Source organism: Pseudomonas sp. ERMR1:02, assembly GCF_002277815.1.
Classification (GTDB): Bacteria; Pseudomonadota; Gammaproteobacteria; order Pseudomonadales; family Pseudomonadaceae; genus Aquipseudomonas.
Genome location: NZ_NKJI01000002.1, coordinates 291162 through 302718, shown reverse-complemented (window position 1 = coordinate 302718; position 11557 = coordinate 291162). Strand labels below are relative to the sequence as shown.

At 59.7% G+C, this 11557-nt stretch carries 13 protein-coding genes; all 13 read right to left on the bottom strand.

Translation table 11 applies throughout. The features are described 5' to 3' along the window. Nucleotides 1-8: 8 nt before the first annotated feature. The 13 genes from CES87_RS05010 to CES87_RS04950 all read right to left on the bottom strand — a co-directional run bounded on the left by CES87_RS05010 (nucleotide 9) and on the right by CES87_RS04950 (nucleotide 11350). Nucleotides 9-461, bottom strand: coding sequence for a YMGG-like glycine zipper-containing protein (locus CES87_RS05010; RefSeq protein ID WP_128605212.1), 453 nt, complete (start codon nucleotides 459-461; stop codon nucleotides 9-11). A gap of 45 nt (nucleotides 462-506) precedes the next feature. Further along, a complete protein-coding gene (locus tag CES87_RS05005) occupies nucleotides 507-854 on the bottom strand; it encodes a Rieske (2Fe-2S) protein (protein ID WP_128605211.1) in 348 nt (115 codons plus the stop codon). A 2-nt stretch (nucleotides 855-856) separates the two neighbouring features. After that, nucleotides 857-1168, bottom strand: coding sequence for a YciI family protein (locus CES87_RS05000; protein WP_128605210.1), 312 nt, complete (start codon nucleotides 1166-1168; stop codon nucleotides 857-859). Between the two features lie 3 nt (nucleotides 1169-1171). After that, nucleotides 1172-2044: a dioxygenase gene (locus tag CES87_RS04995; protein ID WP_128605209.1), complete on the bottom strand. Its 873-nt coding sequence runs from the start codon at nucleotides 2042-2044 to the stop codon at nucleotides 1172-1174. A 26-nt stretch (nucleotides 2045-2070) separates the two neighbouring features. Next, the gene (locus CES87_RS04990) at nucleotides 2071-3138 is read right to left on the bottom strand and encodes a maleylacetate reductase (protein WP_128605208.1); all 1068 of its coding nucleotides are present in this window, start codon (nucleotides 3136-3138) and stop codon (nucleotides 2071-2073) included. 8 nt (nucleotides 3139-3146) lie between these two features. Then, nucleotides 3147-4610 carry an aldehyde dehydrogenase family protein gene (locus CES87_RS04985; RefSeq protein ID WP_128605207.1) on the bottom strand — a complete coding sequence of 488 codons (1464 nt, stop codon included), beginning with the start codon at nucleotides 4608-4610 and terminating at the stop codon, nucleotides 3147-3149. Between the two features lie 92 nt (nucleotides 4611-4702). After that, nucleotides 4703-5722 (bottom strand): hydroxyquinol 1,2-dioxygenase, encoded by a 1020-nt coding sequence (locus tag CES87_RS04980; protein WP_128605206.1) that lies wholly within the window; start codon nucleotides 5720-5722, stop codon nucleotides 4703-4705. Between the two features lie 44 nt (nucleotides 5723-5766). After that, a complete protein-coding gene (locus tag CES87_RS04975; RefSeq protein WP_128605205.1) occupies nucleotides 5767-6261 on the bottom strand; it encodes a hydroxyquinol 1,2-dioxygenase in 495 nt (164 codons plus the stop codon). Nucleotides 6262-6491: 230 nt separating this feature from the next. Beyond that, complete coding sequence (locus CES87_RS04970; RefSeq protein ID WP_128605204.1) at nucleotides 6492-7421, bottom strand: LysR family transcriptional regulator; 930 nt, start codon at nucleotides 7419-7421, stop codon at nucleotides 6492-6494. A 258-nt stretch (nucleotides 7422-7679) separates the two neighbouring features. After that, nucleotides 7680-8141, bottom strand: a complete 462-nt coding sequence (locus CES87_RS04965) for a nuclear transport factor 2 family protein (RefSeq protein ID WP_128605203.1) — start codon at nucleotides 8139-8141, stop codon at nucleotides 7680-7682. 44 nt (nucleotides 8142-8185) lie between these two features. After that, complete coding sequence (locus CES87_RS04960) at nucleotides 8186-8575, bottom strand: cytochrome c family protein (RefSeq protein ID WP_128605202.1); 390 nt, start codon at nucleotides 8573-8575, stop codon at nucleotides 8186-8188. 68 nt (nucleotides 8576-8643) lie between these two features. Continuing rightward, nucleotides 8644-10371, bottom strand: coding sequence for an FAD-dependent oxidoreductase (locus CES87_RS04955; protein WP_128605201.1), 1728 nt, complete (start codon nucleotides 10369-10371; stop codon nucleotides 8644-8646). 67 nt (nucleotides 10372-10438) lie between these two features. After that, a complete protein-coding gene (locus CES87_RS04950) occupies nucleotides 10439-11350 on the bottom strand; it encodes a transporter (protein ID WP_128605200.1) in 912 nt (303 codons plus the stop codon). Nucleotides 11351-11557: the final 207 nt, after the last annotated feature.

Here is an 11557-nt window from a genome sequence, read left to right as displayed (position 1 = left end):
GCCATCAGTCAGGGATTGACCTGATAACCCTTGCCCTGCAAGCAACTGGTATAGGCCGTCGAGGTGGTCGAGGCAGCGGTTTTCTCTTGCGCCCGCCGTTCCTGACGCTGACGCGAACCACCGACCACGGCACCTGCTGCCGCGGTCTCTTTGCCGCGGTTCTGCCGATAATCCTGCTGGGTATCTTCATCGACGCGATCATAGAACTCGTCATGCTGGCGTCCGCGTACTTGCGCCCCAGCCGCACCCGCGGCAGCTCCGACTGCAGCACCCTTGAGCCGGCCGCCGGAAGGTGTCGACGACGTCGATGTGCTACTGGCGGCGATGCTGTTGCATTCGTTGATGTCCAGTTGCGTCTGTTGCGAAGTCTGGCCTTTCATCGGCACCACCGTTTCGGCCCATCCATGGGCACTCAAAACCGACAATGCAATGCACAGGCTGATGGGTGACAACCTTTTCATGATGACCTCCGGATGGGCGTGGTTCACCCTTCAAAAGATTGTAGATCACCCCTCCTCGACCACCTCCATGATCAGGCTGTTTTCCACCCAGCGCACGGGCACGGCCTCCAACTGCGCGCCTTTGCAGGGGCCGTCGATGCAGTGCCCGTCCTGGAAACGAAACATGGCACTGTGATGTGCGCACATCAGGACCTTGCCTCGATAGGTGCAAAACTCCTGCGGGCGATAGTCCAGCGGCACCGAAAAATGTGGGCATCGATTGATATAGACCCACACTTGCTCCCCCTGGCGCACCGCAATCAGTCCGGCGGGATGCAGTTGCCGGTGCTGCGGCAGGCCCAGGGCGCCACCGTCAGCGATGTCTTCGCGTTGGCACAACGTGATGAGGGTCATGATCAGCCGCGCAGTTCCGGGTTGCCGAGACTCCAGTGCCAGGGGCGAATCTGGATACTCGCAAAAAGCCCTGCCTTGACATAAGGGTCGTCCTGGATGAACGCTTCCACCTCCGGCAGGCTGCCCGCCTCGATCACCAGCAACGTGCCATTCATGGCCAACCCGGCTTCATCGAGGGTCGGACCGCCCAACCGCACGACCACCCGGTGCGTCTCGCTCGCACGCAAATGGGCTTGGTGACTGGGCCGCAAACGCTGACGCAAGGCCAGAGCATCCGGGTGATCAGTGGCGAATACCGCAAAAAACTGGCCCATGTTTCACTCTGCCTCCATGACGAATTCGTAACAGGCGCGCTTGAACGGCACTTCCATACCTAGGTCGGCGGACAAGTCATCGTGGGCGACCCGATCTTCATAGATCACCTGCAACGAGTGTTTGACGCCGAACACCGCGTCGGACTCCAGGTACGGATCATCGTGATTGAACAGGTGGGTGACCAGTTTGCGATGCCCTGGAACATCAATCATGAAATGCAGGTGCGCAGGCCGCCACGGGTGACGGTTGGCGGCATCGAGCATGCGCCCGACCGGACCGTCGGTAGGAATCGGATAGCACACCGGGACAATCGTGCGGATCGCAAAATAGCCGTCCGGATCGGTGCGATAGCGACCGCGCAAATTGCCGAAAGGCTGTTGGGTGTCCTGGCCCGAATACATGCCGTTTTCAGCGGTCTGCCAGACGTCCAGCACCGCGCCGGCCAGGGGATTGCCCCGGGTGTCGACCACGCGACCGCGCACCAGCGCTGTTTCGCCGGGGGTGAACGCCATGTTTTCGCCGAACTCGCGTTCAGGCATGCCTTCGATGTAGAACGGACCGAACACGGTGGTCTCGGTGGCGCTGGCACTGCGCCGATGGTTGATCGCGTCGACCAGCATCGAAACACCCAGTGTGTCCGACAGCAGAATGAATTCCTGGCGCACCAGGCCATCGCATTTGTGGCCAGTTTCGGTCAGAAAGCGTATGCCTTCAAACCACTCCTGTTCGGTCAGTTCGACGTCACTGACAAACGCGTGCAGGTGACGCACCAGGCTTTGCATGATCTGTTTGTAACGCGCGTTGGGCGCGTCGTTGAAGCTGTCCACCGCTTTCTCGGAGATCAGAGATTCGATGGCTTTGTCTTGATCGGTCATTGTTGTTATTCCCGATGAGGGTGAAATCAGGCCGGCGCCTGGCCTTTCAAGGCGCGGGTCAACAAGGCTTCAATCGGACCTTGTTCAAACGGCCGAGGATTGTAGTAAGGGCTGGCACAGGCAATTTGCGCGGCTTCGGCCGGACCGTTATCAGGCAAGCCGATGTCCGCCAGCGCCAGTGGAATGCCCAGTTTCTGGTTCAGCGCGTACAACAAGGCGCCAACTTCGCTGGCCTCGCTGCCACCCAAGGCGCGCGCGGCACGTTGCAACGGCCCCGCCGCCGCTTCACGGTTGTAGTGCGCAGCATGCGGCAGAACGATTGCGTGCGCCTGGGCGTGGGGCAAATTGAACGTCCCGCCCAGGGTGTGGCAAAGCTTGTGGTGCAAGGCCATGCCGACCGATCCCAGGCAAATGCCCGCCAGCCAGGCGCCATACAACGCCTGGCCGCGAGCCTCGGGATCATTCGGGTCCTTGACCACACCCGGCAACGCCAACGCCAGCGAGCGAATCGATTCTTCGGCCATGAAACCGATGATCGGGTTGGCGTCCTGGGCGTAAAGCGCTTCAACCGCGTGGGCCATGGCGTTCATGCCCGAGCAGGCCGATATCTGCGTCGGCAGAGTCAGGGTCAATTGCGGGTCGTAGATCACAGTCTTGGGCAATACCCTGGGATCACGCCCGGTTTTCTTCAAACGGTTTTCGGTCAGGCCGTAGATCGGGGTCATCTCCGAACCGGCGTAAGTCGTCGGAATCGCCACAATCGGCAGCCCGGAATCCATGGCAATCGCCTTGCCCAGGCCAATGGTCGAACCACCGCCAATCGCTACGCAGCAATCGGCATCCAGCCGCGCCGCTTCAACCCGCGCCGCTTGCGCCACCTCCAGTGGCACGTGCATCACCGCATGCGGGTAAACACCCGCCGCACGATTACCGAGTAACGCCGCGACCTGCTCGCCGAGCCCGTGCTGTTCAGGCGTGGTGAGGATCAGTGCACGCTGGGCGCCCAGTCGCTCAATCTCTTCAGCCAGCGCCGAGAGTTTGCCCCAGCCGAACACCACGCGGGTCGGCAGGCTTTGATAAATGAAAGGATTCATGACTGGCCTCAGCGCGTGTAGTACGGAGCGATTTTGGCGTCGACGTTGACCCAGACCGAGCGAGCTTCGGTGTAATCGTGAATCGCCTCAAAACCCATTTCACGGCCATAACCCGATACTCCGACACCGCCAAACGGACTGCCTGGGCTAACACGCTTGTAGCAGTTGATCCAGCACATGCCGGCGTGAATCGCGTCGGCCATCCTGTGCGCTCGGGTCAGGTTCTGCGTCCACAAACCGCTACCCAGTCCATACTCCGTGCTGTTGGCAATAGCGAGGGCTTCTTCATCGGTGCTGAAGCGCACGACAGTGACGAATGGGCCAAAGACTTCTTCCTGGCAGACACGATCACCCGGCTTGGCCTCGACAATGGTGGGTTCGACGTAAAAACCATTGGCGAGGGCTTTGTCGTCCGGCGCTTTGCCGCCAGCGAGGATCTTGCCGCCCTGCTCGATGGCGATATCGATGTAAGCCATCACGCGGTCGCGGTGGAGCGCCGACGTCAATGGGCCCATTTCGGTCTGGGGGTCCATCGGATCGCCCAGGCGAATGGACTTGGCCAGCGCGATGAAGCGCTCCAGGAAGCGATCAGCGATGTCTTTATGCAGAATCAAGCGCGATCCGGCGATGCAGGCTTGACCCTGATTGTGAAAGATCGCCCAGGCCGCACCATTGACCGCGGCTTCCAGATTGGCGTCTTCAAATACAATGTTGGCGCCCTTGCCGCCCAGCTCCAGCTGGATGCGCTTGAGGTTGCTCTTGGACGCTTCAACAATCCGGCGACCGGTCGCCGTTGATCCGGTAAAGGCAATCTTGCCCACATCGAGGTGTTCCGCCAGTGCCTGGCCTGCGGTATGGCCATAACCCGGCACTACGTTGACCACACCTTTCGGGAAGCCGACTTCCGTCATCAGTTCGACGATGCGCAAGGTCGACAGCGGGGTGATTTCCGACGGCTTGATGACGATGGTGTTGCCCGCCGCCAGCGCCGGGCCCATTTTCCAGCTGGTGAACATCAGCGGGAAGTTCCAGGGCACGATCTGCGCCACCACGCCGATCGGCTTGCGCTGCACGTAATTGAGAAAACCGGCTTCTACCGGAATCACCGAACCTTCGATCTTGTCCGCCATGCCGCCAAAATAACGAAAACAGGCCGCCGTGCGCGGTACATCGAGGCCACGGGAATCGCGGATCGGATGCCCGGTGTTCAGCGATTCAAGTTGCGCCAGTTCTTCGCCACATTCTTCGATCTTGTCGGCCAATTTGAGCAACAAACGCCCGCGTTCGGCGGCGCCCAGGGCAGACCAGGCCGGGAACGCACGTTTGGCGGCGGCAACCGCCAGGTCGATATCAGCGGCTTCGGCGGCGGCGATACGGGTGATCAACGAGCCGTCATGGGGCGACACAACGTCGATGGTGCCGCCAGCGACCGCATCAACGAATTGGCCATCGATATAGAGCTGATTTTGCATAATATTTTCCTCACACCGCGCCGCTGGCGCAGTGTCTGACGACTTGATTCGTGAGTGCTGTGCCCAGCGCGATGCCGGGCAAGACAAAGGTCTTAGAACTCGATCGGATACGGCTTGAGTTCGCCGCTTTCGTAGCGTTGCGGCAGGTTCGGCGTGGCGTTTTCCCACACCATCAGCATCGAGCGCTTGGTGGAATAGCCCTGATGGCGAATATCGGCGGGCATGGCGCAGATGTCGCCGGCACGCATGGTGATGCGGGCGCGCGGGTTGCCGTCGTCCTTGTCGCCGACATCCCAGATGATTTCGTCCGACAGCTGCAAGAACCACTCGACCCGGTCGTTGCCGTGGAACACCGGCAAGATGAACTCTTCAGTGGTCGGGCAGAACAGGCTGGCCTTGCACACCGAGGTCACCGACGGGTTCCAGGTCACGTCGGAACGCGACAGGTACTTGAACAGGCTGAAGGCATGCAACTGGCCTTCGAAACCTTCGGCGGCATGAACTTGCGGTTCTTCCTGGGAAACATCGATGAACTGACGATTGACCGGCAGATCGTCGCGCAGCGGCGAGTCATCCGGCAGGCCCGGCATGCGTTTGGTAGCGATACGGAAGCGTTCGATGGCTTCGATGTTGTTGCCGTTCTTGCGACCGAATGCCGTACCGGTTTCTTCCGGAGCGGCGAACGGATCGAAGGTGGAATTGGTCCAGTCGCGCAGGATCGCCTTGAACGTCGCCATGATCAGCGGCGTTTCGAAATTTTCGGTGTAGTTGACCCCGGCAGCCTTGAGCGTGCCATTGAAGGTGCCCGCGTAAAGGTCGACTTTACCGTAGTAGTTGCGGGTGCCGATGACGTGGTCGAAGTTGACCCAACCGTAGAAAAAGCCCCAGGCCACATCGCGCATCAGGGCACGCAGGAAGGCGTCGACGGGGATCAGGTGCGAGCGGGTCTGGCCTTTGGCAGGCCAGGTGATACGGGCAAAATACTCGTCGCGTGACAGTTCGAAAGCGCCGAGTTTGAACGAGCAGTAGCCGGTAACGGCATGGGGCGCGCTGGCCTGGACTTCATCGTCGGCAATCAGTGCGGATTCGGCAGCGGTTTCAAGCATGGCCATGACGGGATTCCTCTTGTTTTTGTGGGCTGGGGTGGCTGGGCTTGTTACTTGAAGCAGATGTCTGCCCACTTCTCGACCGACAAAGGTCCCTTGATGGTCTGCTGCAGGATCACGCCCGGACGGCTAGCCTCGAATCGATAGGCTGTACCGACCGGCAACAGGCATTGATGGCCGCGCTTGAGCAGGACGTAGCCCATCGGTTTGCCTGCGGGAATTTCACCGGCCAGCCGCGTGCCCTCGCCTTCTGTCAAAGGTGCATCGAGCTTGAGGAAATCCACCCGTACTTCACCGTCCATGACGATGGCGAACTCGTCGTGCGCTGCCGTGTACCAAGGCGATTGACCTTCGGCGCGCAGGGTTTCAACGACGTAGCCCAGATTCAGGCCGACCACTACTTTTTCATAAGGAAGGGATTGTTGCGCCACTTCGAATATGTTCGAAAAGGCGTAATGACTGGCCTGGCCGCTGATGAGCTCAACCGACCCTTTGCGGTAGTTATCCAGCGAGCCGAAGACTGTTTCGATTGCCGCGCTACTCATGGTTTTCACCGTTTTGTTGTTGTAGTAACAGTGAGCAAACAGTACGTCGCACCCGCTTCGGGAACAATTAGAGAGCCGGCGACAACAGTGTTCGCGAAACGCAAACACTGGCCCCCAGGTCCCCTGTAGGAGCGAGCATGCTCGCGATGGAGGCACATGCAGCGCGGGGTGTCAGGCCGCCAGCGTCATCGTTGACGACCATCGCGAGCATGCTCGCTCCTACAGGGAAATCAGCGCACCCAGCCACGTTCCAGCAAGGGCTTGTCCCAGCACGGTTCGTCGCCGAAGTTTTCCACCAGGAAGTCGATCAACGTGCGCACTTTCAGGGCGCGGCGCTGGGTGGCGGGATACACCGCCGAGAAATTGAAGGATGACAACGCGTACTCCGGCAGCACCGGAATCAGCTGTCCGCTGAGCAAATCGTCACTGGCCACCAGCGTCGGCAAACAGACAATGCAAACCCCGGTCTTCGCGTAATCTCGCAGCAAATGCACCGAGTTCGAACGCACCTGGCCCGGCAGGCTCAGCTCTACCTGCTCATTGTCGTGGTTGAACAGCCAGCGATTGCGCGACGGATAGCCCTCATACAGGGCGATCTTGTGTTGCAGCAACTCCTGGGGGTGCGTGGGCACACCGAATTTTTCGGCATAGTCGGGTGACATGCAGAACAAACGGCGAACACTGAACAGCTTGCGTTCGATCAGCGTTTCCGCCATGGGCGGAAACATCTGAAACGCGACATCGAAGCCTTCTTCGATCGGATCGACTACCCGGTCGTTGACGATGACGTCCACCTCAATGTCCGGGTACAGCCTTGTGAACTCGGCCAACATCCGGCCGAAGTGACCGATGGCAAAACCCGGCAGCATCTGCACACGCAACTTGCCAGTGGGTTTGGCGCGCAGCTCGCGCATGTGTTCGGTCAGCGAGTTGAAGCTGGCGACCATGTCCGCGCATTCCTTGTAGTAGGTCTCGCCTACCTCTGAAAGCCGCACATGCCGTGTACTGCGATGGAACAGCGGCGCATTGATGAACTGTTCCAGTTGTTGAATGCGGTGGGTGATCACCGAGCGGGTCACGCCCAATTGCTGGGCCGCCTTGGCGAAGTTGCCGGTTTCGGCAACTCGCACAAAGGCTTCGACACTGAGTAAACGATCCATGGGGCGGGCTCTCTGGATGTTTTGTTCTTATATGAACAACGAGATTAGCCTGTCGGCACCTCGTACTCCACATCCCTGCACCTCATGCTTTTGATCGTTCCCACGCTCCGCGTGGGAATGCATCCCGTGACGCTCCGCGTCACCCTTGCGCTGGACTCCAGCCTTGCGTGGCAGGCGGGACGCAGAGCGTCCCCGGCGGCATTCCCACGCGGAGCGTGGGAACGATCAGTTTAACCCGGAGGGGGCATTTACAGGCATTCAGCGATTGAGCCAGGGATAGCGTGCGGTGTCCTTGCTGCCGTAATCAGGGTCCAGATAGATGAAGCAGCGCTGGATCTTGAAATCGCGAATTTCGAACACATCAGCCCAGTAACCGGCGCCGGCCGGCGTCGGCACGCCGGCGCGCCAATGACCGTCGACGTGTTCGCCGAAACTGGTGCCCTCGCAGACCAACGTATCCGTGCCGGTGAGTATCCAGTTGAAGTGCGCATAGTCGTGCGTGATCGATTTCAAGCGGCTGCCCAGGTCACCGAACATCTGACCGATCTGCTCACGGCCCGTGGCCAGTCCCCACTTTGGAAACAGCACCTGCGCGTCGTCGGCGAACAGATCGAGAATGCTGCCGCCGGTAGAAGTGATGCCGCCGTTGTCGAATGCCTTGAGGTATTCCAGGGCGACCGATTTACGCTGCTCGTCGGTCATTGTCAGGGTGCTGATCATGGCTGTCTCCGGAGTTATTTTTGGAATGTGCAAAGGTGCAGCTGTCATTGCAGCGATTTGATGTACGCGATGATCTTCTGCCGCTTGGCCGGGTCGTCCTGGGAATAAACCATGGCACTGCCCGGCGCGACGGCTTGGGCATCGGTCAACCAGGCGTCGAGCATTTGTTCATCCCAGACCTTGCCGGACATGGTTTTGCTGTAGTTGTCGCTGTAGGTGAAGTTCGACTCGCTGGCGGCCTTGCGACCGATGAGACCGAACAGGTTCGGCCCCTGCCCCGGCGGTCCGCCCTTGTCGAAGGTGTGGCAAACCGCGCAATGGCTGGTCGCCAGTTTCTGTGCAAGCGCCAGATCGTCAGCCTGAGCGAGGCCGACCAGACCTAGAGTGACCGGCAATATCAGCCGTGCCGGAACGCGTAGCAGGAAGTGCTTCATGTCGTGGTTCTCATGCAATCACGGTGTTGGAATCAACGAGCCACGGATGATCGCAGCCCGGACCTGATTCAGCTGCGGCTCGGTTCTTTGTGTGCCTGGTTCGCCGCGCGATAGGCAAAGGCGATGATTGGGCCAAGGGTCGAACCACCCGCCCAATAGGCTCTTCCGGATGCCGACGCCACACAGTTGCCGACGCCGTAAAGCCCCGGGATCGCTGCGTTAGCGTTATTGAGCACCTGGCCGACCGAGTTGGTTTTCGGGCCGCCCTTGGTGTCGAGGTTGCCGCCGGTAATCAACGCTGCGTAGTACGGGCCTTTTTCAGCCAACGGGTACATCGTCAGGTTACCGGTGCGGTCAGCTTTGACCGGGCCGTTGAACACACCCTGGATTGCCAGTTCGCCACGATGAAAGTCCAGATCCTTGCCCTTCTTCGCCAGTTCGTTAAAACGCTTGAGCGTCGCTTTGAGGTTGAGATTGAACTCCGGGCTGAGCTTCATGCCGCCAATATCGGAGGCATGTTTATCGAGCCGTTCGGCGATGTTTTTCGCCAGCTCCTCAAGGGTTTCACCGCGGACCACATGCCGGTCGTTTCCGCCCTTGGGCACGATGGGCGAGCCGTATTCGTCGCTGCCGCAGTTGTCCTGAGCGTGCTGGTCCCAGATCGAAAACATCACCAGGTTCGGGTATTCGGCTTTATCGCCATCCCATTGGAAGAAGGTCGGGACCATTTCGTTGTAGACGGTTTTTTCGTTGACGACGCGCTTGCCGTACTTGTTCACCATCAGCATCGAATCGCCGGTCATGGTGAAAATGCCGGACATCGACCCGTCCTTTGCCAAGGCTTTTTCCAACAGGATCGGGCACGACCATGCGTAGTTCATGTTGCGCAATTGCACGCCCAGCTCGCTGGAGATGCGGATGAAATCGCCTTCGTTGGTCAGGGCCGCGCAGCCGCCGTATACCGGGGCGTTAAGGAAGTTGCGACGCAGTTCCGGATCATGGGTAAAACCACCCGTGGCGAAAATCACCGCTTTGCGTGCCTTGACCCGTTCGCGGGTGCCCTCTTCGGTTTCGACTTCGACACCGACCGCTTCGCCCTTGCTGTTCAAAATCACTTTCACCACGCGCTCGCCGGTGCGGATCTGCACTCCGTCACGCTTGGCGGTGGCGGTCAGCGTGCGGATCGCCACCCGACCGCCGTCCGACATGCTCGGTCGAGCTTCCTTGGGCACCAGTACGCGGCCCTTCTTGGCTTTGTCTTCGGGCAACTCAGACCAGTAATCCGGTACGTCCGGGCAGTGGCGGTAAGGCAACGCGTCGCGTTCAGCCAATAGCTCGGCGGCAGGCGACGCGCTCTCGTAAATCGCTTCGCACATTTCGTATTCCCAATCCGACAGGCCGAGTTTGGGCAATGAGGCATCGTAGGATTGCGGGCGTGTCAGGCGGGCGACATAGCGCATGTAGTCGGCTTTGTCATCAACCAGGCCGGCGTCGCGCATTGGCTTGTTGTTCGGCACCCAGTACCAGAACGCCGCTTTGGCCGCGGTGCCGCCAGGGCTGCCGGCCTTTTCCAGGATGACAACGTCGTTGCCCAGCCAACGGGAGAACAAGGCCGTCGGCAGGCCACTGCCACCACCGCCGACGACGACAATGTCGTGCTCTTTGTCGAACGGCAGTTCGTCGTTGGCCATCACCCGTCCGGCGACACTCGACAGTGCGGCGACAGCGGTTCCGGCGGCGCCGGCCTTGATAAAGCTGCGGCGTGACAGTGCAAGTTTTTCGTTTTCTTCATTCATTTCTTATTCTCCGGAATGAGTAGCGGCCACAAAGGCAAATCACAGGACACAGGCAGGCGTCGATGACTCACCAGTAATGCCAGAACTGCACAAACAGGCCGTCCGTGACGGTGGTGTTGCGCCCTTCCACGCCTTTGGAATAGTGGATGGACACCTGATCCCACGTTTTCTGGGCGAACAGCTGCTGCACGCCGGGCTTGAGCTGGAACAGCACGCCGGCACCGAGCGCAGTTTCGTTGGAGTCAGAGAACTCGATGGAATTGTTGTTGCGATCATCGGAGCTGAAGGTTTTCTGGTAGTCAGCGCTGACGAAGGGCGTGATCTGGTAGGTCGGGCGATCGACGATGTTGTAGCCCACGCGCAAGTTGGCGTGGCCCGTGTCACCCGGTTTGGTGTGGTGTGGGCCATCGCCGCGAATGATCGCGCCGACCAACAGATCGATGTTCACCTTGCCCAGCCATTCGTTGTAGAACAGCGAAGGCCACAAGGCGTAGGTGTCGCTGCTGACCGAGTCTGCGCCGGTGGGCAGCTGCACATAGGCCTGCGCACCGATGGTGCGTAGCGGGGTCGGGTTGTACCAGACCAGGCCGCCGACCAAAGGATCGCCGAGCCCGCTGACCCGCGTGCCGTTACCGCGAACAGCGATCTCCGGGAGGGTGACACTGGCGATGAAGCCGGTATTAGGCAGCCCGTCCATCTTCCAGTAATGCAGCAGCGACGTCAGGCCAACGTAGGTTTCGGTTCCACTGCCGGTGACCTTGTTGCCATGATCGTCGAAGCGTTTGCGGTCGTCGTTATATTCGAACTCCTGACCGACCGAGTTATAGGGCTCGGTGAAGTCCGAACTGAACTGGAAGCTTTGGGGCCGGTTGCTGGCATAGGGAATGCCCGACGCCTGAGCCATCGAGGGAAACAAAACGCCGGCCCCCAGAACGGGAGCGAACAGGACTGCTGCACAGCCCCATGCACGAATACTCATACCTGCCTTCCTTATTTTTATTAGGCACCAAACCCCGGAAGGGGCATTAGGCCGAAAGCAAGGTATGTCTGTCTTGATGAGCCCTGGTCCGGGCTCCACCCGATCGTTGGCGGATCGTGGTGTTCGGCGTAATGGAGGCTACAAGCCAGCCACTACGCCAACAATTCCATTCTCGGCGACTTCAGTGTTTGCGTATTCAGAACAATC